Genomic DNA, 25,513 nt, shown 5'->3' on the forward strand with positions numbered 1-25,513 from the left:
TTAACAAAAAAGCTTTAGTGAATTAACTCACTAAAGCTTCTCTCCTATCCTCTTAGGCGTTTAATTTTCTTAATAATACTGCCATCATCAGTTTGTAAAATTAGCTTTGGATAAGCCTTTCTAACCAAGTAGCTGGTAAGTATCAAAGTCACTACTGAAATTATCGTAGCAATCACTAATTCTGGCGTACCAGACACACCTTCTGCAATCCGGCCTGGCAAGATAAAGCCTGAAAATAGTGGTAGACAGCTAATTACTTGAGCAAATAAACTATCACCTTTACTCAAATTTGGCGCTGCAACTAAAGAAATAATTACCAGATACATGATTGGAGCAAGAACTTTTTGTAAATCTTCCACTCTATTAGCTAAAGCGCCACAAAAGGCTGCAATGACAATTGACAAAATCACTGAAAGTAGCAATAATACCAAATTCCAGCTAAGAAGGTTATTCATCACTTGTGAAATTAACTCTTGATTACTCTTGAAAAAACTAGCAAACATGTTAATTTGCGGCCCGGCAATAACTGCAACGCCTAAAAGGGCAATATAGGCTAAAACATGAAGTAAAAAGACACCTAATACACCTAATACTTTACCAACGAAGTAATCCCCACCACGCATGCTGGAGAAGATAATTTCCATAATCTTAGAACCTTTTTCAGTGGCGATTTCTTGAGCCATCGTAGAAATATAAGTAAGTAAAATAAAGTAAGTTAGCCAGATAAAGACATTAGCAGCAATGCTCTTAGCTTGCTTTGCGGTTAAATCTGCCTTAGTAGCCTCTTTTGCTAAGCCATTATGTCCACTAATCTTTTCACTAATTTTTACACTTTGATTTAAAGTTTTTAATTGTTTCGCTGTTAAACCAGTAGCTTGGATATTAAGGCTTTGTTGCAGCTTTTGTAAGCTAGCCATTAAGTTAGACTTATCTCCACTATCCATAGCTTCCTTTCCAAGCCAGGAAGCGGAGATTTGGCCAGATTTTGCAACGTCAACTTTAACATAGCCCTTAATTTCTTCAGCAGCTAATGCTTTTTTAGCTGCAGCTTCAGATTTCACTTCAAAGTTACTTAAATCTTTAACAGCAGGGGCATAGTTTTTACTAATAACGATGGCATTGTCAATCTGATTATCACTGCCACTTAGCTTTTGACTAATAAAGACGACACCAAAAATAATCGCCATAAATATCACTGGAGCTAAAACTGACAAAATAAAGGTAATTCCTTTGGTCTGTCTAATAAAAGTTTCTTTTGTAACTAACCAAATCTTTTTCATTTTGCCGCCTCCATCTTAAATATTTGATCTAAAGTTGGTGCTTCTTGACTGAAGGTTTGAATATATTCACCGTGTGATAACAAGTCAAAAATTTCTGGGCCATATTTTTCATCTGTTAACTTAATTGCCCAGACTCCATCGTGGCGCTGCACAAATGATTCACAACCTGGCAAGCTTGCCACTTGCTCACGGTTTAAACCAGCTTTTTTAAGATAGAGATATTCTTTTGGATAGCTATCTCTAATTTCTTGAATTGTGCCATTTAAAACCAATTGCCCATGATTAATCATAACCACCTTGTCGCAGAGCCGTTCAACATTATCCATGTTATGGTCAGAAAAAATAACCGTAGCTCCACGCTTAGCCTGGTCTAAGATAATATCTTTCATCAAGTCGACATTAACGGGATCAAGTCCACTAAATGGTTCATCTAAAATCAAAATCTGAGGTTGATGAATCATCGTCGCAATCATTTGAATCTTCTGCTGGTTACCTTTAGACAAAGACTTAATCTTATCACTCATCTTACCAACAACTTGCAGTTTCTCCATCCAAGCTGGCAAGGCGGCTTTAATATCACTATTACTCATTCCTTTAAGACTAGCTAAATAGCGAACTTGCTCTAAAACTGTCAGTTTTGGCATCAAGCTTCGCTCTTCTGGTAGGTAGCCAACTATATTGTAGTCTGCACTAGAAAAAAACTGACCATTGAGTGTAATTTTGCCCTCGTAATCTAAGAAATGCAAAATTGAGTGAAACAAGGTAGTTTTACCAGAACCGTTCTTCCCGATTAAACCGGTAATTTGTCCAGGCTTACAGTCAAAACTGATACCTTTAAGAACTTCCTTAGTACGGTAGCTTTTCTTAACTTGGTCAATTACCAAATGTGTTTGTTTAACCATATTTTCCCCCTTCTTTCCATATATGTCTTTCTAGTTTAAGTTTAACAATAATGCAGCTGAAGGTGGTAATGATATCCATTATATGGCTACAAACACTTTTTTCTAAGAAACTTTATAGGTATAATAAGCTCCATTGAGGAGAATACTATGAAAAAAGCAATTAAGTATACAATTCGAAGTCTACTAGGACTTTTAGCAATCGTTATTATTACTTTACTAGGCTATGCAATTTACATGCAAGAGAATTACTACCGCATCCCTGACCACCAAGTTATTCACATCAAGAACAACCAAGCTAAAACTCTAGCTACAAATAAAACTTACACTCTAACTACCTATAATGTCGGCTTTGGTGCTTATAATCCCAAGTACAGTTTCTTCATGGATACTGGTGAAATGAAAAATGGGGCCAAAACGCGAGGAAAATATGGAACTGCAGTCTCAAAAGCGAGTGAACTAGCTGATACTAAAGGTGCAATTGCCACAATCAAAAAGCAAAATCCCGACTTTGCCTTTTTCCAAGAAATAGATACTAATTCAACTCGCTCTTTTGGCGTTAACCAGGTTAAAATGGCGGAAAACGCCTTCGATGATATGGGCAGCAGTTTTGCACAGAATTTCCACAGTGCTTATATTGCCTTCCCCCTGAATAATCCCCATGGCTTTGCTCGTAGTGGTATCTTGGCATTAAGTAAATACCACATTGATAGTAGCGAGCGCCGGAAATACTTTGTCAGCTCAAGCTTAATTGAAAAGTTCGTTGACCTCGACCGTTGCTTCAACGTCATGCGCCTACCAGTCAAAAACGACAAAGAGCTGGTCTTAATTAACAGCCACATGTCCGCTTATGACAAGGGTGGCTTATCTAAGAAAAAGCAACTTGCCCTGCTCAATCACGTTATGAAAGCTGAAATTCAAAAAGGCAACTACGTCATCTGCGGTGGCGACTTTAACCATGCATTTGGTACCAAATATGTTGCGCATTTTAAGTCAGAACAAAAGCAGCACGACTGGCTAGCTGTCTTAAGTCAAAAAGACCTGGCAAGTAGTGGCATGAGAATGATTACTGCACAAAATGCGGATGATGTGCCAACCTGCCGCGGTAGCGATATTCCATACAAAAAAGGCGTAACCTATACCACTATCGTTGATGGTTTCTTGGTTTCGCCTAATGTCCAAGCTGTTAGCTACAATATCGATACTCAATTCGCTTATGCGGATCATAATCCGGTGAAATTGAGCTTTAGTTTAAGATAAAAATGCTTGTTTGTTTTTAACTCTTTTTGCTCTATTGAAATAAAGTTACCAACTATATACAGTTTTAAGGATTCATAAAAAAAGGCAAGATTTCTTTAATTATGAAGTCTTGTCTTGTTTATTTATCTGAAAAGATATTCTCCACAGCTAAATTTAATCAAATTTAGCTATCCTTTTCTTAAAAAACAAAAACTATACCTAAGTTTGCTAATACATCGGCTGAAACACTACCAGTTTGAAGAGGTTCTGATTGCTTGTTGTAATAATCTACTCTTCTTGACGTCTTATAAAGTATCGTCTTGGAATAATATGTCATCAAAGCCACCATATTTTCATATATTAATTGAGTAATATCCCAACACTATAGAAGTCTGAGTATCTCATATTGCAAAATAATTATATAAAGCAAAAATAAACTTATATAACTGCTATAATATTATTTATCCTCTTCTCCAATGCCAAAAGCTTCTAAAATTGCATCAAATCCAATAAGTAAATATCTCAAAAATATATTTTTTGGTTTTCTCTTTTGAAATAAGTTATTTTTGTATTCTTTTCTCGAAATTCTTTTATTATCCATGAATATGTACCTTATTAATATTATTTTAGAGTCTAAGCACAGTAGTTATATATAGAATATTCAAAGGTTTCTACGCTTTATTCACAACTAATTATCCTTACGTTTTAACCCTAAAGACAAACCTAAACTTACCAAAAGCATTCCTAAAGCACCTAAAACAGTCACGTGGTTGCCTGTTTGTGGTAAATGTTGCTTATTAATACTACTTACTTTAGCTAATGATAATTTATTTTCCGGTTTAACTACCTTAGTAGCAACTTTAGAATTTTGGTCTACCTTTATTTGCTTTTATTCATAGCTTTTCCTCCATATATGCAAGCCTTTACAATTATATATTGTAGCACTTATCAAAACTTAAGATTAAATTTGTACCTTTAACTTCTACGGCAAAAATATACCAAACATAGTATGATTAACGTAGATGTTTTTTAGAAAGGACTTCACCATGAAAAAAGTAATTTTATCCCTTGATACTGGAATTGATGACGCAATGGCGCTAGCCTACACTATCGCAAAAGATGAGCTCGACTTAATCGGAGTTGTTGGCACTTACGGTAATGTCTACACAGAACAAGGTGCTAAAAATGCCCTAGCTCTTTTGAAAATGTTAGGTAAAACAGACATTCCCGTCTTTTTGGGAAATGATCACGCCATTGACCAAGATCACTTCGACCGAATGGAAGTTAGCGCTGATATCCACGGAGAAAACGGAATTGGGCAAGTAAGTATCCCAGCAGCTAGGCGTCCAGTTGAAACTACTAGTGGAATTGACTTCATCATTGAAGCAACTAAGAAGTATGGCAAGGATTTACTCGTTATTGCTACTGGTCCAATGACTGACTTAGCCTTAGTTTTACAAAAATATCCTACTTTTAAAGATGAAATCGGCCAAGTTGTTATCATGGGTGGAGCCTTGACTGTTCGCGGTAATGTTAGCCCTTATGCTGAAGCTAATATTAACCAAGACCCCCTTGCAGCTAAGATTTTATTTGAAAGTGGCACCCCTGTAATTATGGTTGGCCTTGATGTCACAATGAAAACGCCAATCGGTTTAGCTGATACGCAAAAGTGGCGTGAAACTCAAACCACAGTTGGTGAAAAATACGCTGATATTGTTGACTACTACATCCATATTTATGATAAATATTCACCATATTTGCATGGTGGTAGTCTTCATGACCCTGCTGCGGTCTGTGCAGCAATTCACCCAGAATGGTTCACTTTCTTGTCAATGCATTTAACCTGTGAAACTGAAGGCCCTAGCCGCGGTAGAACAATTGGCCGCTTAGAAGATTTACGCAAGGCTAAGCCAAATGTTAAGGTAGCAATTGATATTGAAGCTGATAAAGTTAGCCGCGACATTTGTGACAGCTTGGAAGAATTATTTAGAAAATAAGACAAAAAAAGATCAAGAAATTCCAATTCAGGAAATCTTGATCTTATTTTTTACCGTAATTCATATTTAACTCCATCTGCATTAACAATGCCATAGAGTTCTTTGCCTTCACCAGTTGCTCCCAAGTCAATTTCGCCAAATGATTGCTTACTATCAGTTATCTCTACTTCAAAATTACCGTGCTGTTTAAATAAGAAATTACGAATCACTTTTCGCTTTTCTTCAACTTCAATCGTTTTTTCATATGCTTTACTCAAAGTATAACCTTCGTCTAAATATTCTTTGATTTGTGCACATCTACCAGCCATTAAGAAATTATATTTTCTTACTCCCTTTTCGTTATCAGAAATTGGTTTTATGTAGCCTTTTTCTTCCCAATAACGTAGTTGACGCTGACTTACTCCAATTCCATCGCTTACATCGCCAATGCTTAATTGAATATTATCGAGTAATTTTAAAAAGTTTTTATGTTTTTTTACCATAATTGTCTCCAATCTTTCCAAGTTAAGCACAGCTTATATGTGATAAATATTATAACTTAATTCTAATTTATTTTGGTACTTTTGTAAAATCATTTGACAAATATATCGGTTAATTTTACAATTTTAAATTGTTAAATAATTTTACAAAAAAGTTAAATCTTTTGCAAAAAAAGAAAGAGGTTAAATAATGGTATCAACTGATATTCATGGTAATAAATACAACCGTACTTTATTGATGACCGTGCTGATTACCGGTTCATTCGTCACAATTTTAACGGCTACTTTATTAGCTACAGCTTACCCATCAATGATGAAAACTTTCAACATCGATGCAAGCACTGTGCAATGGCTAACTACCGGATTTACCTTAGTTAACGGAATTATGATTCCAGTCAGCGCCTACTTAATTAACAAATTATCAACCAAGTTTATGTACATTAGCGCCCTAATTATTTACTTATTAGGAACTATGCTGGCTTACTGGTCACCTAACTTCCAAGTTTTACTTGCAGGTAGATTGGTTCAAGCTATCGGAGCCGGGGTTTCGATGCCGCTAATGCAATCAATTGTCTTAATGATCTATCCACCTGAAAAACGTGGTGCTGCCATGGGAACAATGGGGCTTGCAATCGGAATGGCACCAGCAATCGGACCAACTTTATCAGGTTATATTGTTGACCACTTTACCTGGCGGGATTTATTCGGCATGATTATTCCAATTATATCAGTAGTTATTATTGCAGCCTTTTTCTTAATGAAAGATGTCTTGCCTAATACTAGTCCGAAGCTTGATTTCTGGTCAGTTGTAACTTCAATTGCCGGTTTTGGAATTATGCTTTATGGTTTTGCTGAAGTTGGTAGTAAGGGCTGGGATGATACCACTGTGATTGCATCCCTAGTTATTGGTGCAGCAATTGTTGCCTTATTTGCAGTTCGCCAATTTAAGCTTGAAGAACCATTTTTGAATTTGAATGTTTTTAAAACTGGTCAATATACTTTAGGTACAATCATCAGTAGTTTATCCTATATGGGAATGCTAGCTGCAGAAATGATTTTGCCCCTTTACATTCAAAATGTTCTTGGCAAAAGTGCCTTACAATCAGGATTAATCTTACTTCCAGGTGCTATTGCCATGGGTGTTATGTCACCAATCACCGGTCGTTTATTTGATAAATATGGTGCTAAACACATGGTTATCACTGGGGCAGTGATGTTAATCTTCGGTACCAGTGCCTTCTTATTCATCGGTCCTAATACTCCTACTATCTACATCACGGCCTTTTACGCAGTTAGAATGTTTGGGGTTGCAATGATGATGATGCCGGTCACAACTGCCGGAATGAACGCTTTGCCACTTAACTTAATGACCCACGGTACTGCTGTTAACAACACAGTGCGTCAAGTTGCCGGTTCAATTGGAACTGCAATTTTAACCTCAGTCTTGACCAATGTTGCTAATTCAAACACTCCGGCTAAGAGTCTATTAACTCAAAATCCTTTAGCATATAAAGATAAAGCTATTGACGCTGTGATATTAGGCTACAAAGCTGCCTTCATGGTTGCAATTGTATTTGCAGTTTTACTAATCTTTGCTGCACTATTTTTGAGAAAAGGTAATATCGCTAAAAAAGAAGAAATCACTAATGGTAAGGAGGCAAGATAATGGCTATTCTTTTATTAATTATTGGCTTAGTAATTTACTTTATTTTCAATGTGATTCCAATTACTAAATTCCACTACCTCTTTGCTTACCTGGGATTAGCACTCGCCTTAACTAGCGGGATTGGCATGATGGCCAATGAAAATGCTCATTTTGGGATGGAAGCCAAGACTACTAATAAACAAGTTACAATCAAGCCAACTGCTAGCGTTGGCCAATTAAACCTCTTAGTTTATAAACAAGTCGGCAATAAAGGACCTAAAGTTTATATTTACAATGGTAAAAAGAAGCATACTCAAGTTAATACCAAAACTATCAATAAAGTAAAAACTGGCTACACTACTGCTACGCTTGTTACCCAAGAAACTCGTTATCACTTCAAAAATAAGTTTTACAAGTTACTCTTTGGCTTTTTAGGTAAAGAAAATCAGCTAAAGCAACGTGTAAATACTTTTGAAGTGCCAAACACTTGGAAAGTACTCTCAACTAGCCAAGTCACTAAGTTAAAGAAGCAAATGATCGCAATGCAGAAAAAACAAATGCTAATGCAAGCGCAAATGCAAAATAAATAAGGTTAACTCCCTTAAAAGGACCATACAAAAAGACTAGGAAAATTCCTAGTCTTTTATTTTTTTATTTCAAAAAAACGCACACCAAATAAAACTACATTCAATAAGACCAAAATAATAAAAAATTCACGCCAACCTACAAAAAGTAATTGCGTAAAAAATAAACATATAAAGTTGTAAAGCAAAATTCCTGCTGTATATAAACGATTTGCCTTAACCAAATGACTTAGCCAAAAATAATTATCTAACCAGGATTCAAATTCATAATGCTTAGTAAGTAATAATTTTATTAGCTTCACCAATCTATCCCCACTAAAATTAGCTATTGGTAATTACAACTTTTGTTCCTTCTTTAATATTTTCATAAAACCATTTAGCATCAGGAACTGATAATCTAATACATCCATGTGAATTTGCGTTTTTACCTAATTTTTCAGCTTCAGATTCAACAAAATGTCCCTGAGAATCAGTGGGTACGGTATGAAATAGGTAAACTCCATGATCCTTCCAAGAAACCCAGTACTTTGCACCTTCTCCACTTTCCTGATTGTAGAAAAAGTCTCCACGTTCTGCCTGAATATGAAAAGTCCCTTCTGGCGTTGCTCGATCTCCACCAGAGCCAGTAGAACAATACATAGTGTATAAAATTTTTGATCCATTCATTAAATAAGTTCTTTGTTTAGCTTTAGAAACTTTAACCCACATCTTGGGATAATCAGCAACTTTAGGATACGGCTTATTTTCAGAAGGTTTTTGCCAATTAATTTTGATTTCCTTTGCCTTATTTGCTTTAGATTTTGTTACTTTCAATGATGATGAGGCAACTTCTTTAGTTTTTGCTTGATCTAACATTGCTGTATTAGCCAAAACTATTGCTAAAGCTATTGCCAATAAAGAAGCAATCGAAGTTTTATTAAGCTTAATCACAATCAACTCCTCAAAAATCAATCAAATCATTATTATTGTAACATTTTTCGCTCGTATTTTTAATTTTCAATATAGTTAAAAAAGTCGGTCTTAATCTTTTCTAAATTAATATCGCTATTTCTTTGTGATTGGCGATAGCCAATATAATATGGTGGTGTTATAAATCTCGGAACTAACTTACAAATTACTTTTCCATCAATTCGATAAAAGAATAGATTATATGACTTACATCTTCCCTGATAAAAGGCTTCGCTCATACAAAAACTAACTAAGTCTTTAATATTATCTGAAAATAAGTCTAATTTATCCATATTAGAAATAATTACATTGAATTCTGTATATCCCATAATTGGTTGTAATGACATATTTACTTCAAAGTTTGGGCCTTTTTTTATTGATAATCCAGTAAAATTTTCTGAATGAACTTCTGAATAAATATCAGCTTTTTTAAAGCCGACAATTTGTAAATGGGGATGGCGCAAACTACCACCAGACAAAGGGCCAAAATTTTTAAACATTGCCACACTTCGATATTGCTTAGAATTATCTAATTTAAGCCACTTATCTACCGCATAGTGAATTAAAGAACGATTATACTCATACGAATAGTTGGTTATATCTCCTAAATGATCACTTGACTCAATAATCAAAGTTAAATAAGTATCAAGCAGAGTCTGATATTTATTCTCCAGCCAAATAAATTGATTCTGCTTTTCAATAATTCCTGTTAATTTTTCAATATCACAAAAAGGACAGCCATCGTTATTAGAGGGCTTGCCTTTGGCTATTTGAGTATTAAAGACTAATGGAGTCACTTACATTTCGCATCCTTAATTTATATTTACAACGTAATTGTATATTCTTAATTTTATATACCTATTTTTAGAGATTGTAAATAAAAAACTCGTTAGCCTTGCTAACGAGTTGTATCTTATTCCCATTCAATAGTTGCAGGTGGCTTAGAAGTAATGTCGTAGACTACGCGGTTAACATGGTCAACTTCATCTACCATTCTAGTTGATACCTTTTGTAAAACTTCCCATGGCAACTTTGAAAAGTCGGCGGTCATCCCATCAATTGAGCTAACTGCGCGAATACCAATAGTGTAGTCGTATGTTCTGCCGTCACCCATTACTCCGACTGAGCGAATTCCTGGCAAGACTGTGAAGTATTGCCAAACCTCTTCTTCAAGACCAGCTTTTTTAATTTCTTCACGCAAAATTGCATCAGTTTCACGGACAATTTCAAGCTTTTCTTCGGTAATTTCGCCAATTACCCGAATACCAAGACCTGGTCCTGGGAATGGCTGACGCCAAACAAGTTCATGTGGAATGCCTAACTTTTCACCAAGTTCACGCACTTCATCCTTGAATAACTTACGCAAAGGTTCAACTAACTCGAAGCCTAAGTCCTTAGGAAGACCCCCTACATTGTGGTGGGACTTGATTGTTTGAGCAGTCTTAGTACCACTTTCAATTACATCAGTATAAAGCGTACCTTGAGCTAAGAATTTTACACCATTAAGCTTTTTGGCTTCTTCATTGAAGACTTCGATGAATTCTTTACCAATAATCTTGCGCTTTTGTTCAGGTTCACTAACACCCTTTAACTTATCTAAGAAGCGTTTTTTGGCATCGACTTTAATGATATTAACCCCTAAATCACGATTCAAAGCTGCCATAACTTGTTTAGCTTCATCTTTTCTAAGTAAACCATGATCAACAAAAATTGCAGTTAATTGGTTGCCAATAGCCTTATGAAGTAAAGTGGCAGTAACGCTAGAATCTACCCCACCAGACAAGCCTAAGATTACCTTGCCATCGCCAACTTGCTTGCGGATTTTAGCTACTTCTAGGTCAATGAAGTCGTCCATCGTCCAGTTAGCACGAGCTCCACAAACGTTAAAAGCAAAGTTCTTCAAAATATCTAAGCCATATTCAGAATTACGAACTTCTGCATGGAACTGAATACCATAAAATTTCTTAGCAACATTAGCCATCGCGCTAATTGGGCAGTTGGGACTAGATGCTAAAGTTTCAAAACCGTCCGGAACACTAGTTACCAAGTCACCATGACTCATCCAAACAGTTTGCTTTGCAGGCAATTTTTCAAATAACTTAGTAGCGTCTGTAACGTCAATATCTGCGCGGCCATATTCTGAGTGATCAGCTTTTTCAACCTTACCACCCAAATCATGAGCCATTAACTGCATCCCATAACAAATGCCTAAAATCGGAATCCCCAATTCAAAAATTTCAGGATTTACTTTTAAGCTACCTTCATCATAAACACTGTTTGGTCCACCTGAAAAAATAATCCCCTTAGGATTCATTTCTTTAATTTTTTCAATTGAAAAATCATTTGGTAATAATTCTGAGTAAATACCAAAGTCACGTAGACGGCGTGTAATCAGTTGGTTATATTGGCTACCAAAGTCTAGCACAATGATTTTATCAAAGTCAGATATATTTTTTACAGACACCCTACTTCTCCTTTTCTGCTTAACAAATTTATCCTGACTATACTAATTTTTTGGAATTCGGTCAACTAAAAAGCAAATATTAATTTAAAAAGTGTAAAATATAATTTGCTTTTTACGCCAATATTTTTACTTTATAGTTGAATTTTATAATTATCTTTGCTAGAATACAAACAACACTTTTTATTAATGAGATTTATTATCTGTATATCGTTGCAATACGGGCAACAGTTTCTACCTGAAACCTTAAATTTCAGACTATGGATATTTTGGCTTTTTAAAAGGCTTCTTTTTCCACAGTCATGGTAGAAGGGGCCTTTTTTGTTTTTAGTTTTTAGGAGGAAGACTAAGTGAAATTATTAGAAGAGCGAATCAAACGTGATGGTCAAGTGCTTGATGGGGACGTCTTAAAAATCAACTCATTCTTAAATCATCAAGTCGATCCAGAATTGATGATGGAGCTCGGGAAAGAATTCGCTCGTTTATTTAAAGATGCTGGCATCACTAAAGTATTAACTTGTGAAGCTTCTGGAATTGCGCCAAGTGTAATGGCTGCTTATGTCTTAGGTGTACCAATGGTCTTTGCCCGTAAGAAAAAGCCATCAACTCTAAATGATGCAGTTTATCTAGCTGATGTCTTTTCCTACACTAAAAAAGTTAATAACAAAATTTGCGTAGAAAAGAAATTCCTTAGTGCAACCGATAAAGTCCTAATTCTTGATGACTTTGTTGCCCACGGTGAAGCTGTTAAAGGAATGGTTTCAATTGCAAACCAAGCCGGTGCAGAAATTGTCGGTGTCGGTGCAGTTGTTGCTAAAGATTTCCAAGGTGGTAGCGACTGGATTAAGAAGCAAGGCTTACGCTTTGAAGCCTTAGCTAATATTGCTAGTTTTGAAAATGGAGAAGTTCACTTCGTAGGAGAGGAATAATGAAAGAAGTATCTCACAAAAAAGCAGCTATCTTAGGTTTACAACACTTACTTGCAATGTATTCGGGTGCCGTAGCAGTGCCTCTCTTAATTGGAACAGCCCTAAAATTTAATACCACACAAATGACTTATTTAGTTTCAATTGATATTTTCATGTGTGGATTAGCAACCTTATTGCAATTATTCCGTAATTGTTATTTAGGAATCGACTTACCCGTTGTCTTAGGTTGTGCAATTCAAGCTGTGGCTCCACTTGAACTAATCGGGCAAAAATTTTCAATTAATACTATGTACGGTGCCATTATCGTTGCTGGGATTTTTGTCTTTTGTATTGCCGGCTGGTTTTCAAAAATCAAAAAACTTTTTCCACCAGTTGTTACTGGTAGTTTGATTACAGTAATTGGGTTAACCCTAATTCCGGTTGCCTTTCAAAATATGGGTGGCGGAACTGCCACTGCTAAAAATTTTGGTGACAGTAAGTACTTAATCACTGCTTTTGCGACAATTTTGGTAATTATTTTAATCGAATTACTGGCTAAAGGCTTTTTAAAATCAATTGCGGTTTTAATTGGATTAATTGCTGGTACTGTTTTAGCTTCATTTCTAGGAATGGTCTCACTTACATCTGTTTTACAAGCTTCATGGTTTCATTTGCCACAGTTTTTCTACTTTGGTAAGCCTGAATTTGAATGGTCATCTAGTGTAACGATGATTATCATCGCCTTAGTATCAATGGTAGAATCAACTGGTGTTTTCTTTGCTACAAGTGATTTGTTAAAGCAAGACGTTAACGAAGATGATCTTAAACGAGGCTACCGTGCTGAAGGATTGGCTCAAATATTCGGTGGGATTTTTAACACTTTCCCTTACACTACCTTTTCACAAAATGTCGGTTTACTCCAACTTTCTGGCATTAAAACTAGACGTCCAATCTTTTGGGCTGCTGGCCTATTAATGGGCTTAGGTTTATTACCTAAAATCGGCGCCATTGTAACTATTATTCCAATCTCTGTTTTAGGTGGGGCAATGCTAGTAATGTTCACTATGATTGCAGTTCAAGGAATTAAGATGCTCCTAAAAGTTGATTTAAGTGATAACCGCAACATTTTAGTAATTGCACTTTCTGTTGGTTTAGGTCTAGGGGTAACTTCTTATCCACAAATTTTCCAACATTTGCCACAAACTGTTCAATTATTCTTAGGGAACGGTATCGTGGTTGCCAGCCTTAGTGCAACTCTTTTGAATCTAATTTTCAAAGGTAAAGAAGGATTAAATTCAAAGTAGTAATTATATATTTTTTAAAAGCTTGAGTATTTAACTCAAGCTTTTCTTTTATCCTAGAGCTTTTTCTCCTACAATGGAATTAAGTTAAAAAGAAGAAGGAAATGCATATGAAAGAACAAACTGAATGTACCACTATTCTAGTTGGTAAAAAAGCCACAATTGATGGTTCAACTATGATTGCTCGAAGTGAAGACGGTGGTAGAACTATTATTCCAGAAAGTTTTAAAGTCGTTAACCCAGAGCAACAACCTAAGCATTACCAAAGCGTCATTAGTAAGCAAGTGATAGATGATGAAGATTTAGCATTAACACCCCTTCGTTACACAAGCGCTCCTGATGCTTCTGGCAAAAATGGCATTTGGGCTGCAGCGGGTATTAACTCTGAAAACATTGCCATGACTGCTACTGAAACAATTACTACTAACTCAAGAATCCAAGGGATTGATCCACTTTTGACCACTGAAGAAGGTGGATTAGGTGAAGAAGATTTCGTTACTTTAACCCTGCCTTACATCCACTCCGCTAGAGATGGAGTTAAGCGGGTTGGTTACTTACTTGAAAAATATGGCACATATGAAATGAACGGTATGGCCTTTTCTGATAAGGATGAAATTTGGTATCTTGAAACTATTGGTGGACACCACTGGGCAGCACGTCGCATCCCTGATGATGCTTATGTAATCGCTCCTAACCGTTTGAACATTGATGAATTCAAGTTCGATGATCCAGATTTTGTATGTTCAAGTGACTTAAAAGAATTAATCGAAAATTATAACTTAAATCCTGACTTTGAAGGTTACAATTTACGTCATATTTTTGGTTCATCTACTATTAAAGATGCCCACTACAATAACCCACGTGCTTGGTATATTCACAACTTCTTTAACCCTGAATTCGGTGGTAAGCCTAGCGATCAAGACCAACCATTCATCTGCCATGCTAACCGTAAAATTAGCTTAGAAGATATTAAGTGGGCTGAAAGCTCTCACTACCAAGACACCCCTTATGATGCCTATGGCGAACAAGGAACAGCAGAACAAAAGAAGACTTTCCGTCCAATCGGAATTAATCGTAATTTTGAAACTCACGTCTTGCAAATTAGAAACAATGTCCCTGCTGAAATTGCTGGTGTTCAATGGTTGGCATTTGGTCCTAACACTTTCAACACTTTTGTACCTTTCTACACCAACATCACTACCACTCCAGCTAGCTGGCAAACAACTTCTCAATTTGATTTAACCAAGATTTTCTGGGTAAATAAGTTAGCAGCTCAATTAGGTGATACTAACTATCGCGTATATGGTGAATTAGAAGCTGACTTTGAACAAAAGAGTTTAGCAGCTTGCCACAAGATTCAACACGATACTGATGCAGCAGTTAAAGATTTGTCTGGCAAAGACTTACAAACTAAACTTGAAGCTGCAAATGATAAAATGGCAGAAGTTGTTTATAGCAATACAGTAGAATTACTTGGTCAAATGGTTGATGAAGGTCATGGTTTAATGACTTTGAAATACGACTTACTTGACTAAGATTACTTGCAAATACTAAAAACAATTGAATAAAAATAGATTTCAATAAAAAATGTTGATAATCAAGGTTAACTTCAATAATGTAACCAAGATTATCAACATTTTTTGTATATATTTTAATCTAATAAATCAAGCACCTTTTTTAACAAATTATCCATCTTTTGATTAGCTTCTCTATGTTTAAAGCCATCTAATAATACAATTTTTATTTTATCATTACTAGCTAATGGTAAAAGTTGTTGATATGGTATTTGCATATCTTTAGTCCCATTAAAAAAAGTAATCGCTGTTCTTACCAAATTCTTTTTATGTATGTCATAAAAATCTGATGCTTCAGGTGACAAATAGGATGTTAACCACACTCTCTCTGATGAAAACAACGCTTGATATTTTATACTAACAAATCCACTTATACAGATAATTTTTTCAACAAGATTATACTTTGAAAATAAGCTTGCTAGATATCCACCATAACTCTCTCCTATTAAGTAAAGTTCATAGTTAGTTTTTTCAATTCTTAATCTTTCAATTTCTTGATAAACATATTGAAAATCTATAACTCCACCTTGTCTTTTTACTACAGGATAATTTATGATAAAAATATTTTTCAACATCTTATTAAAATAGTGAGTAAATGGATCATCATTTAAATTTTCAAGAATAAAAAATGGACCTCCATGAAGATAAATATAAATTTTCAATTCGGACGGATTATTTAAATACAATGAGCTACTCACTATACTTATCTCTCAGCTAAACTCAATGGCATCCGTTTCAAAATAACTTGAGCCAAAACAATCATGGCAATTGAAATTAAAATTGCACTTACAATTTCCATCAAATTAAAGCTACCAAAAGCCACTGCTCTGAGTGCCTTTAATTGATAAGTTAATGGATTGATTGCTGACAAAATTTTAATAATAAGTGGTGAATTATCACTGAAAACATACAAGGTTGGGGCTGCATATGAAATTGGTGAAAAAATTAAAGTCATTATCACATCACGTTGCTCATATGATGAGATTCTAGTACTTAAAATAATGCCTAGGGTTGACCAAAATTCAAGTGAAACAATTAAAACTAGGAGTGATAAAAGTAAGTACAATAAATTATAAACACCCCCAGTTAATAGCCCTAAAACGATTAAAATTGCACTCTGGAACAGTAAGCCGATAATTGGGAAAAAGCTCATCCCAGCAAGATAATGCCAAGGTTGTACCCCATTAGTAAATTTAATTGCCAGTAAACCATACTCTTTATCAACAGTTGCCCGATACATCGCCTGTGACATTTGCGTCGTCATAAAGAAAGTCAAAACCCCAGTTAGCGCATATTGCTTATATGGAAGAGTAAGACCAGCATAATGCACTGCACTCAAATTTTCATTTAAGGCCATTACCAATAAGCCATAAGTAATTAGTGGTTGCATAAACATTGATAAAAGCAAGCCTTTATTATGGACAAAAGCGCGCCATTCATTATTGGCCACAATTTTAATTGATCTTAGTCCCAGTGAAATATTTCTAAAATTAGCAGGATTCATTTAGTTACCTCTTTCTTGCAAATATTTATCTCTCAAGCTAGTACCGTCAGCTAAAAAGGCCTTTAAACTACCAAAGAATTGTTGTTCATGTTCATTAATAAATAAAACCTGATCTGCATAACTTTCTAATAAAGTTAAATCATGAGAGGAAGTTAAAACTAAGGCACCATTTTTAACTTCAGTTTGTAAATAACGAAAGAGCTTCTCACCAGTTTCGACATCTAATCCAGTCGTTGGTTCATCTAAAATATAAATTTTAGGTTTACGGGCTATTTCCCGGGCTATTTGTACCCGTTGTTGTTGTCCACCAGAAATATGGTCTACTGGCTTATCTTTCAAATCAACAATATCAAGTAATTCTAAGGCAAACTCTGCTTGTTTCTTTGCTACACTCATCTTATAACCAGCTAAAAGTGGTCCCTGAATTACATTATCAAAAACATTAGTATACCAATCAATTAATTGACTTTGTGGACTAAAACCTACAGCATTAAACGGATTCTTTTTGTCAGTTTCAACTTGCCAGTTAATTCTTCCAGCTAAAGGCTTAACAATTCCAATCATTGTATTAATTAAAGTGGATTTTCCGGCACCATTTGCTCCAATTAAAGCAATAAATTTACCTTCTTCTAATTTAAAATTTAAATCATTAACTACTGTAGTTGTTTTGTAGCCGATTCTTAGTTTGTTTGCAATAATCATTTAATCTTCCCTTTTTATTTTTTATTAATTTTAATATTAATTTAATTGTATCCTGGTGATAATATTATGTCAAATTAAAAAAAGGAGGACATTATTATGTCAAAAGAATTTAAAATTTTAATCGACCGATTACAAAGTGATCCAAAATTTATTGGCGATTTTCTAGCTAATCCAAGGTCATTTTTAGAAAAGCTTGATATTTCAAAAGAAGAAAAAGCTGCCCTTCTTTCTCGTGATGTTGCAGCATTAAATGATTTAGGATTAACTACAACCCAAGCAGCAGGCGCACTATCAGGTGCACATAGTCAACGTTGCAGTAGTAATAGAACAACAACGACTTTTGAATAAAGGATTATGTTTGCTACGGAATTATACAGAGATGTTGATAAAACGTTAGTTCAATTATTAAAAATATTTATATCTAAATTTCAATCTAATTGTGAATTGCATATTCGTAGTGAATCTTATGATTTGTTTAATGACTTTATCATAAAGTCGTACAAATTGGAACACTCAAAAAGATATAGTATATCTGAACTAGCTAAAGTACTTCGCAATGCTAAAATTCCTGATGAGACTATTTCCTATTTAATAACTAGATATATTGATGGTTTATATCTTTTAGCTCACTCAAATAAAAAAGAACAAGGATTTATTCCATGAAAAAATTAAGCTTATCAAAAGAATACGACTTGTTACTAAAACAAAATAATATCTGCAGATTGAATAGTAGTGATATTTGGGCATATCCCAATTTCCCTCATCAAATAGTAAATAACTATGGTTGGAAAATACATATTAGTGCCGTTTTAACAAATGCAATTGATATTGCTCAACGTTTTTTTAACTTAAACAGGAAAAAATGCTGGGATTTTAAAATAATTGCTTCAATATCTGAATTAGAACGATTAAATCTTGGTTATTATGGTAATAGCCAAGTAGGTAAATTTATAACGATTTATCCTAAACCACAAAATGTATTAGAAACTTTAGAAATACTACACTATTACTTTCATAATGAAATAGGTATAGCTGTAGGTTCTGATAAATCCTACAAGTTGAATTCTAACATTTACTATCGATTTGGTACCCTACTTAGTGATATAAAAAATATAGATCATAGAGATAAGACATTGCATCCTTTTAAAGATGCACAAAAAATACCAGATTATGATTTACAACATTATCATAAATTACCATCTAGATATTTAATATTAAAAGTATTAAAGCATCTTGGTCCCTCTGGAGTTTTTCTAGGACTTGATGTTAAATTTATGAAAAAAGTTATTATTCGTTATGCATGCAAATATTTCAATATTGAAAGTAGTAACATAGATGAAGCTGATAGGTTATTAAGTTCCAGTAATATTCTAAATACAAACGAGATTTTAAAAGATTCCGGCTTTGAAAATATTATTGATACCTTCTATCTTGATAATTCTGTTGTAATTGTGACTGAATTTATAGAAGGTGAATCACTTGATGAATTAGCTATGTCCAATAAACTTAGCACTTTGTCTCTGAAAGAAAGGTTGAATATATTCAATCAGATACTATTTTTAATTAATAAACTAAATAAATTAGAGATTAGTTTTAGAGATTTATCCTTTAGTAATGTTATTTTATCTCAAGATAAACAGGCCAAAATAATAGATTTTAATTATGCAATATCTAAATCTGGTATATCTTGTTTTGCCAAAAATAGTATTAATCCTGCTGGTACTTATGGTTTTTATAATCCTTATGAGCAGTCTATTGTAGAATTTCCTGATAGATTTAGTCTTGCTCAGTTTCTTTATTTTTTAGTTTATCCTGATACTTATATTTCTTTTATGAAAAACATTGATATAGATACTAGCTATTCAGAAATAGTATCTTATTTAAAAAAAGCACAAAAAAAGAAGCTTCCTAAAGATTTATTGAATACATACTCCAAATTAATTCATGGAAAATATATCGATAAGCTTAATTTATAAGAAAGGAGGGTTGCTATATGTTTAGATTCATTTTTTAAGTTGCCAGATTAATAAATAAGAGAAATAACTCTTGTTATACAAAAACGTTGATAATCAAAGTTCTATAAACTTTGGTTTATCAACGTTTTTTTATTATCTTTTTGATATTAAGGAATACAAGTTTAAGCTTTTCAAGAAATACAATCCCCCAATCAGTAAAACTAAGCTTAACTACTACTTCTAGCGAAGAATATTGCCAATTATTCAATTGATAAAGACCGCTTTAATTGCATCTTTTTTCAAACTTATACCCCTATATCAAATAAAAGAAAGCTTACCCGTAAACTAGGTAAGCTTTCTAAATATTATGCATCTTGAATAGTTACGTCAGCGCCTAACTTACGTAACTTTTCCTCAACACGATCATATCCTCTTAAAATATTATCTGCATTATCAATTACAGTTTCACCATCAGCCATTAAACCAGCAATCATTAATGATGCTCCTGCTCGAATCTCATCTGCGTGAACGCATGCTCCATGTAATTCACTAGTTGGATGAACCAAAATAATATTATCTTCAACCTTGATATTAGCACCCATCTTCTGCAATTCAGGAATGTGTCTAGTTCTCTTAGGATAAATATTATCTATAACTACACCTTCGCCTGTTTTTGCAGTCAAAAGAAGGGGCGTAATAGGTTGTTGCAAATCTGTGGCAAAACCAGGATATGGATCAGTTTTGACCTGAATCATCTTTAAATCGCCTGCTGGATATACGTAAAGTGAATCCTCATCTGCATCAATGACTACACCCATTTCTTCTACTTTGGCTAAATATGAATCTAGGTGTTCTTCAATAATATTATGAATTCGAATGCCATTTCCAATACATGCAGCTAGTGAAATATAAGTACCTGCTTCAATTCTATCTGGAATTATTGTATGAGGTATCTTAGCTTCAATACGACTAACGCCGTCAATTCTAATCGTTTCAGTACCTGCACCACGAATAACAGCACCCATATTATTTAAAAAAGTTGCTAAATCAATAATTTCTGGCTCTTTCGCTGCATTATTAATTATAGTCTGACCTTGTGCAGTTACACTGGCCATAATGATATTCATCGTAGCGCCCACTGATGGCATCGCTAAGTCTATTTGATTACCATGAAGTCCTTCTTCTGGTGCTTTAATGATAATTTGGTCATTTTCATTTTTTACAATAGCACCTAAAGCTTCAAAGCCTTTAATATGTTGATCAATTGGGCGTGGACCAATGTCATCGCCACCTGGAAAACCTACTACGGCCTTGCCAAATCTACCAAGTAAAGCACCCATAAAGTAATATGATGCTCTTAAACTCTTAATTTTACCTGCAGGAAGTGGACTCATCTTAATTTCTGTTGGATCAATGTGTAAAGTGGTCTCTTTGAAATCACACTTAACATCCATTTCTTTCAACAAATCCATCAAGTTATCTACATCTGCAATGCGTGGTACACATTCTAGAGTTACTGGAGTATGTGACAAGATTGCGGCTGGAATGAGGGCTACAGTTGAATTCTTAGCTCCACCAATCCAAACTTCACCAGTTAGTGGTTTTCCGCCATGAATAATCATCTGCTTCATCGGGGAAAACAATCCTTTTCTTTTTGTCAATGTGTCATTGTAAATGTTATAAGAAATCAGATTAAAAAACAAGAGGAATGTGCTAAACCTCTTGTTTTTTAAGAATTTTGTATTTTACAATTAAAACTTATCTTCTTCTAAGCCACTAGCAGCACCAATAAATGCCTTAAACAAGCCCTCTGGTTTATGAGGACGAGATAAAAATTCTGGATGGTATTGTGCTGCAATGAAGAACTTTTTAGTTGGAATTTCAACAATTTCAACTAAATGATTATCTGGAGAAACTCCACTAAAAATCATACCATGCTTTTCAAATTCTTCACGGTACTTATTATTAAATTCATAACGGTGACGGTGACGTTCTTGAATTACTTCTTGTTCATCATATGCCTTATAAGTCTTAGTACCCTTCTTGAGGCGAGCAGGATATAGACCTAAACGCAAAGTACCGCCAATTGTATCTTGGCCTTCTTGATCAGCCATCAAGTCAATAATATTATTCTTGGTTTCAGGATCTGCTTCAGTTGTATTAGCATCTTTATAGCCTAAAACATCCCGAGCAAATTCTACTGTTGCCATTTGCATACCAAGACAAATACCAAGGAATGGAATATCATTTTCTCGAGCGTATTTGATAGCCGTTATCATTCCTTCAAGGCCACGCAAACCAAAACCACCAGGGACAATTAAGCCATCAGAATCTTTCATAAAGTCAGCAATATTATCTTCTGTAATATCTTCTGCTTGAACTTTGTTAATCTCAATTTCACTATTGTAAAGATAGCCAGCATGCTTTAAGGCTTCGGTAACTGAAATATAAGCATCTTCTAGTTCTACATATTTACCAACCAAAGTAATCTTAGTCTTGTATTTAAGGCTAGTAGAACGCTTTTCTAGCTTAACCCATTCTTCCATATCAGCTTTACTCTTAGGAGAAGTTAAGTTGAAGTGATCACATACTAATTGATCCATACCTTGCTTTTGGAAATTCAAAGGAATTTCAAATAATGAAGGAGCATCAATTGATTCCATAATTGCTTCAACTGGAACATCAGTAAAGTTAGCAATCTTATTTTTAAGTTCTTGGCCCACTTCTTTTTCTGCACGTAAAACAAGCATATTAGGCTGAATTCCAATGCTTCTTAAAGTAGCAACTGAGTGTTGAGTTGGCTTAGTCTTCATTTCATGAGCTGCATGAAGGTAAGGCACTAAAGTTACGTGAATATACATCACATTATCAGCACCAACTTCGCGCTTCATTTGACGAATAGCTTCCATAAATGGAGTAGATTCAATATCACCAACAGTCCCACCAATTTCTGAAATAACTACATCAGAATCAGTAGTTTGGCCTGCACGCATAATTTTTTCTTTAATCATGTTTGTGATGTGAGGTATTACTTGAACAGTAGCACCTTGGTAATCTCCACGACGTTCCTTTTTCAAAACTTCGGAATAAATCTTACCAGTAGTTACATTAGAATACTTACTAGTACGCACATCAACAAATCTTTCATAGTGACCTAGGTCAAGGTCAGCTTCAGTACCATCATCAGTTACAAATACTTCACCGTGTTGATATGGATTCATCGTACCTGGGTCAATGTTGATATATGGATCAAATTTTTGCATCGTGACTTTCAAGCCACGATTTTTCAATAGACGTCCTAAAGACGAAGCGACAATACCCTTACCTAATGAAGAAACAACACCACCGGTTACGAATACATATTTAGTCATCAAGTAGCTCTCCTTATAAAAATTTAAGTAAAAAACAAAAAAGCTCCCTTCAAAGAAGGGGGCTAATAAATATCATTAGTAAGTGCCCAATAAGGGGCCCAGATAAAATAATATAGACTTACTGACAAAGAGTCAAGTCTAATTACTCATCATCTTCGTCTTCATCATCATCTAATTCTGATAATTGACCTTCAATACCATCTGGTAATTCATCATCGTCATCTGGATCATCAAAATCGTCATCATCTGCAGCATCAAAGTCATCTGTATTTTCATCTTCATCAGTATCCAAATCATCATCTTCTGGATCATCAGAATCGTAGTCGATAATGTCATCATCATCACTACTTGCAATAAATGCATTAACCTTTCTATGATGCTTTTTACGTGGTTCATCATCTTCGTCTTCAGGGTGGTTAACTTCTTCGTCAACAGATTCATATGGGAACCATGAACGAAGGGCCCATACATTATCACCCATTGAGATAAATTCACCATCAGTATTCATATCAGTATAAAATTGTGGTAAACGTTCACGAATTTCTTCGTCACTAGTACCTAAGTATTCTTGAACGGCATTTACAATATCGGCAAAAGCCATGCGCTTGCCGTGGTCTTCTAAAATAGCACGTGCTACTTCAATTAATGAAAGTTCTTCGCGTTTCTTACCTTCAAAATCAGCTAAACCCACAGTTAAACGTCCTCTCTTTATAGCATCTTTTCTATTTTACGCATCTCTTAAGAAAAAATCAATGTGACTGCATAGTTACCTATTAAGTATAGCCCACTAAATAGGTCATATTCAACTTGAACTTTGACTCTACCGCCATATTTAGTAACTTTTAGGAATTTAGTTTCACTAATTAAGTCCATTTGGCGGTTATTAACTACATACTTGCAGCCACGTTTTTCTCCTAGTTCCAACTTGATTAATGAATAATCACTTGGAACTACTCCTCGATTAATTATAAGCGTTTGTTTTTGTTTTTTTAGTAAAATCTTAACAGGAATTTGGTCATCCTCTAAATATTTTAAACGCCAACCATCTTCTAGCTCTTCAACTTGTGCTTTTGCACTCTTTTGAAAGCTTTCTGAATCTTGTTCTTGAGTAATTGTACTTTTAAATTTTAAATCTACTTCTTTCAAAATACCCCTCAATCTATGATAATTCACATCTTAAACGTTTTCTTTGTTATAATTTTAACTGTATACATTTTACCGAATTTTTCTTCAAAAATTAAATAAAATGAAGGGAAGAATTATGTTTTTTCAAAGTGAAAAATTACCCCACCCCGTAGAATTACGTGATCCTGTTCATGGTTACATTCATATCGAAGATAAAGTTATTTTAGATTTAATTAATTCTAAAGAATTTCAACGCTTACGCCGAATTAAACAACTTGGACCAACTAGCTATGTTTTTCCCGGTGCAACTCATACACGGTTTGAACATAACTTAGGTGTTTATGAATTAACTAGACGAATTTGCGAAATATTTAGCAAACAATATCCATCTATCAAACCAAATGATGGCCTTTGGAATGAAAAAGAAAATATAGTAGCCGAATGTGCCGCATTATTACATGACATTGGACATGGTCCATATTCTCATACTTTTGAGCATCTATTTGGAACTAACCACGAAAAAATAGGCACACAAATTATTACTGACAAATCTACTGAAATTAATCAAATTTTATCAAAGGTTGCTCCAGCTTTTCCTGAAGCAGTTGCCAGCGTCATAGCAAAGACCTACCCTAATCCACAAGTGGTTAAAATGATTTCAAGCCAAGCAGATGCAGATAGAATGGATTATCTACAAAGGGACGCCTACTTTACAGGTGTAACATATGGCAGCTTTGATATTGAACGCTTATTACGCGTAATTCGCCCTTATTCCGATGGAATTTGCTTTACTAATAATGGAATGCATGCAGTTGAAGATTACATTGTTAGTCGTTATCAAATGTATCAACAAGTATATTTTCATCGTATAAATCGCTCATTAGAAGTCGTCTTAAACAAATTACTTGAAAGAGCAAGATATGTTTATAAGTCAAACACTTTATTAGTTACACCAAGTTTACAAAAATTTTTGGATGGAAGTTGGACTTTAAAAGATTATTTGAATCTTGATGATGGCGTAATGGAAACCAATTTTTCTATTTGGCGTGAATCAGGCGACGAAATTTTAGCAGATTTAGCAAGCAGATATTTATTTAGAAAACCTTTCGCTAGTTGTAGTGTTAATCAAGAAACTCGCAATTTAGTACCTAAGCTCAAAAATTATATTAAAGAAGCTGGCTTTGATCCTAATTACTATACAGCTCTAACTAGTGCTTTTGATGAACCATATGATGCATATAAGCCAACTGGCAAAAATGCAAATAGTCAAATTGAAATTATGCAAGATGATGGGTCGTTAATTGAATTATCTGAGTTAAGTCCATTAGTAAAAGCACTCAACGGAACTATCCAGGGAAGCGAAAATTTCTTTTTCCCGAAAGTTATGCTATCCCAAAATGATGAACCGCAAATTTTTGATCCGCTTTACCAAGAATTTCAAAAATACGTAAAAAATGGTGCCCTTCGATATCAGAGAAAACCAACTAAAAAGAATAATTCCAATAATTAAAGGCTCTTTGTCAAATCCTGTTGATAAAGAG

Annotated in this window: 26 protein-coding genes and 1 riboswitch; of the genes, 10 read left to right on the forward strand and 16 right to left on the reverse strand. The window is 34.5% G+C overall.

What is annotated here, in order from left to right; genetic code table 11:
* Window positions 1-44: 44 nt before the first annotated feature.
* Both FC45_RS04495 and FC45_RS04500 read right to left on the reverse strand, forming a co-directional pair.
* Window positions 45-1,280, reverse strand: coding sequence for an ABC transporter permease (locus FC45_RS04495; protein ID WP_006585240.1), 1,236 nt, complete (start codon window positions 1,278-1,280; stop codon window positions 45-47).
* Entirely contained in the window at window positions 1,277-2,182 is a 906-nt protein-coding gene (locus FC45_RS04500; protein ID WP_006587806.1) for an ABC transporter ATP-binding protein, read from the reverse strand. Before FC45_RS04500 ends, FC45_RS04495 begins: the two co-directional genes overlap by 4 nt.
* A 147-nt stretch (window positions 2,183-2,329) precedes the next feature.
* Between FC45_RS04500 and FC45_RS04505 the strand changes: the two genes are divergently transcribed.
* Window positions 2,330-3,439 carry an endonuclease/exonuclease/phosphatase family protein gene (locus FC45_RS04505; RefSeq protein ID WP_021351342.1) on the forward strand — a complete coding sequence of 370 codons (1,110 nt, stop codon included), beginning with the start codon at window positions 2,330-2,332 and terminating at the stop codon, window positions 3,437-3,439.
* Between the two features lie 436 nt (window positions 3,440-3,875).
* Here the strand turns inward: FC45_RS04505 and FC45_RS07830 are convergent, their stop codons facing one another.
* Together FC45_RS07830 and FC45_RS07955 are read right to left on the reverse strand one after the other, a co-directional pair.
* Window positions 3,876-4,019, reverse strand: a complete 144-nt coding sequence (locus FC45_RS07830) for a hypothetical protein (protein WP_006587809.1) — start codon at window positions 4,017-4,019, stop codon at window positions 3,876-3,878.
* 87 nt (window positions 4,020-4,106) lie between these two features.
* A complete protein-coding gene (locus FC45_RS07955) occupies window positions 4,107-4,301 on the reverse strand; it encodes an LPXTG cell wall anchor domain-containing protein (protein WP_080543094.1) in 195 nt (64 codons plus the stop codon).
* Between the two features lie 163 nt (window positions 4,302-4,464).
* Between FC45_RS07955 and FC45_RS04510 the strand changes: the two genes are divergently transcribed.
* On the forward strand, window positions 4,465-5,415 hold the full coding sequence (locus FC45_RS04510; protein ID WP_006585243.1) for a nucleoside hydrolase: 951 nt from the start codon (window positions 4,465-4,467) through the stop codon (window positions 5,413-5,415).
* A 50-nt stretch (window positions 5,416-5,465) separates the two neighbouring features.
* On the opposite strand, the gene FC45_RS04515 is transcribed toward FC45_RS04510, so the two are convergent.
* The gene (locus FC45_RS04515; RefSeq protein ID WP_006587810.1) at window positions 5,466-5,897 is read right to left on the reverse strand and encodes a MerR family transcriptional regulator; all 432 of its coding nucleotides are present in this window, start codon (window positions 5,895-5,897) and stop codon (window positions 5,466-5,468) included.
* Between the two features lie 187 nt (window positions 5,898-6,084).
* On the opposite strand from FC45_RS04515, the gene FC45_RS04520 reads away from it, so the two are divergent.
* On the forward strand, window positions 6,085-7,560 hold the full coding sequence (locus tag FC45_RS04520) for an MDR family MFS transporter (RefSeq protein ID WP_006587811.1): 1,476 nt from the start codon (window positions 6,085-6,087) through the stop codon (window positions 7,558-7,560).
* The gene (locus tag FC45_RS04525; protein WP_006585244.1) at window positions 7,560-8,129 is read left to right on the forward strand and encodes a DUF4811 domain-containing protein; all 570 of its coding nucleotides are present in this window, start codon (window positions 7,560-7,562) and stop codon (window positions 8,127-8,129) included. Before FC45_RS04520 ends, FC45_RS04525 begins: the two co-directional genes overlap by 1 nt.
* Before the next feature lie 53 nt (window positions 8,130-8,182).
* Here the strand turns inward: FC45_RS04525 and FC45_RS04530 are convergent, their stop codons facing one another.
* The 4 genes from FC45_RS04530 to guaA all read right to left on the reverse strand — a co-directional run bounded on the left by FC45_RS04530 (window position 8,183) and on the right by guaA (window position 11,535).
* Entirely contained in the window at window positions 8,183-8,425 is a 243-nt protein-coding gene (locus FC45_RS04530; RefSeq protein WP_006587812.1) for a hypothetical protein, read from the reverse strand.
* Between the two features lie 19 nt (window positions 8,426-8,444).
* On the reverse strand, window positions 8,445-9,074 hold the full coding sequence (locus FC45_RS04535) for a L,D-transpeptidase (protein WP_006585246.1): 630 nt from the start codon (window positions 9,072-9,074) through the stop codon (window positions 8,445-8,447).
* Window positions 9,075-9,112: 38 nt separating this feature from the next.
* Complete coding sequence (locus FC45_RS04540) at window positions 9,113-9,868, reverse strand: DUF4931 domain-containing protein (protein WP_006585247.1); 756 nt, start codon at window positions 9,866-9,868, stop codon at window positions 9,113-9,115.
* A 116-nt stretch (window positions 9,869-9,984) separates the two neighbouring features.
* On the reverse strand, window positions 9,985-11,535 hold the full coding sequence (gene guaA / locus FC45_RS04545) for a glutamine-hydrolyzing GMP synthase (protein WP_006585248.1): 1,551 nt from the start codon (window positions 11,533-11,535) through the stop codon (window positions 9,985-9,987).
* Window positions 11,536-11,715: 180 nt separating this feature from the next.
* Window positions 11,716-11,813, forward strand: a riboswitch (purine riboswitch).
* A 69-nt stretch (window positions 11,814-11,882) separates the two neighbouring features.
* Between guaA and FC45_RS04550 the strand changes: the two genes are divergently transcribed.
* From FC45_RS04550 to FC45_RS04560, 3 genes are all read left to right on the forward strand, one after another.
* On the forward strand, window positions 11,883-12,461 hold the full coding sequence (locus FC45_RS04550) for a xanthine phosphoribosyltransferase (RefSeq protein WP_006587814.1): 579 nt from the start codon (window positions 11,883-11,885) through the stop codon (window positions 12,459-12,461).
* A complete protein-coding gene (locus tag FC45_RS04555; protein WP_057706422.1) occupies window positions 12,461-13,744 on the forward strand; it encodes a nucleobase:cation symporter-2 family protein in 1,284 nt (427 codons plus the stop codon). Before FC45_RS04550 ends, FC45_RS04555 begins: the two co-directional genes overlap by 1 nt.
* A gap of 107 nt (window positions 13,745-13,851) precedes the next feature.
* Window positions 13,852-15,276 (forward strand): C69 family dipeptidase, encoded by a 1,425-nt coding sequence (locus FC45_RS04560; RefSeq protein WP_006588692.1) that lies wholly within the window; start codon window positions 13,852-13,854, stop codon window positions 15,274-15,276.
* 116 nt (window positions 15,277-15,392) lie between these two features.
* Here the strand turns inward: FC45_RS04560 and FC45_RS04565 are convergent, their stop codons facing one another.
* From FC45_RS04565 to FC45_RS04575, 3 genes are read right to left on the reverse strand one after another with little or no spacing between them, the layout of a single operon-like run.
* Entirely contained in the window at window positions 15,393-16,013 is a 621-nt protein-coding gene (locus FC45_RS04565; RefSeq protein ID WP_006588691.1) for an alpha/beta hydrolase, read from the reverse strand.
* 5 nt (window positions 16,014-16,018) lie between these two features.
* Window positions 16,019-16,819 carry an ABC transporter permease gene (locus FC45_RS04570; protein ID WP_006585252.1) on the reverse strand — a complete coding sequence of 267 codons (801 nt, stop codon included), beginning with the start codon at window positions 16,817-16,819 and terminating at the stop codon, window positions 16,019-16,021.
* Complete coding sequence (locus FC45_RS04575) at window positions 16,820-17,521, reverse strand: metal ABC transporter ATP-binding protein (protein WP_006585253.1); 702 nt, start codon at window positions 17,519-17,521, stop codon at window positions 16,820-16,822.
* A 96-nt stretch (window positions 17,522-17,617) separates the two neighbouring features.
* On the opposite strand from FC45_RS04575, the gene FC45_RS04580 reads away from it, so the two are divergent.
* Both FC45_RS04580 and FC45_RS04590 read left to right on the forward strand, forming a co-directional pair.
* The gene (locus tag FC45_RS04580; protein WP_006585254.1) at window positions 17,618-17,869 is read left to right on the forward strand and encodes a hypothetical protein; all 252 of its coding nucleotides are present in this window, start codon (window positions 17,618-17,620) and stop codon (window positions 17,867-17,869) included.
* Between the two features lie 311 nt (window positions 17,870-18,180).
* Complete coding sequence (locus FC45_RS04590; protein WP_006585256.1) at window positions 18,181-19,497, forward strand: class III lanthionine synthetase LanKC N-terminal domain-containing protein; 1,317 nt, start codon at window positions 18,181-18,183, stop codon at window positions 19,495-19,497.
* A 344-nt stretch (window positions 19,498-19,841) separates the two neighbouring features.
* Here the strand turns inward: FC45_RS04590 and FC45_RS04595 are convergent, their stop codons facing one another.
* The 4 genes from FC45_RS04595 to FC45_RS04610 all read right to left on the reverse strand — a co-directional run bounded on the left by FC45_RS04595 (window position 19,842) and on the right by FC45_RS04610 (window position 23,993).
* Window positions 19,842-21,107: a UDP-N-acetylglucosamine 1-carboxyvinyltransferase gene (locus tag FC45_RS04595; protein ID WP_006585257.1), complete on the reverse strand. Its 1,266-nt coding sequence runs from the start codon at window positions 21,105-21,107 to the stop codon at window positions 19,842-19,844.
* A gap of 120 nt (window positions 21,108-21,227) precedes the next feature.
* A complete protein-coding gene (locus FC45_RS04600; RefSeq protein ID WP_006587818.1) occupies window positions 21,228-22,847 on the reverse strand; it encodes a CTP synthase in 1,620 nt (539 codons plus the stop codon).
* 142 nt (window positions 22,848-22,989) lie between these two features.
* The gene (rpoE, locus tag FC45_RS04605; RefSeq protein WP_006585258.1) at window positions 22,990-23,538 is read right to left on the reverse strand and encodes a DNA-directed RNA polymerase subunit delta; all 549 of its coding nucleotides are present in this window, start codon (window positions 23,536-23,538) and stop codon (window positions 22,990-22,992) included.
* A 47-nt stretch (window positions 23,539-23,585) separates the two neighbouring features.
* A complete protein-coding gene (locus FC45_RS04610) occupies window positions 23,586-23,993 on the reverse strand; it encodes a DUF1934 family protein (protein WP_006587819.1) in 408 nt (135 codons plus the stop codon).
* Between the two features lie 115 nt (window positions 23,994-24,108).
* On the opposite strand from FC45_RS04610, the gene FC45_RS04615 reads away from it, so the two are divergent.
* Window positions 24,109-25,482 (forward strand): HD domain-containing protein, encoded by a 1,374-nt coding sequence (locus tag FC45_RS04615; RefSeq protein ID WP_006587820.1) that lies wholly within the window; start codon window positions 24,109-24,111, stop codon window positions 25,480-25,482.
* Window positions 25,483-25,513: the final 31 nt, after the last annotated feature.

Origin of the sequence: Lactobacillus jensenii DSM 20557, from assembly GCF_001436455.1 — a bacterium.
GTDB classification, from domain to species: Bacteria; Bacillota; Bacilli; order Lactobacillales; family Lactobacillaceae; genus Lactobacillus; species Lactobacillus jensenii.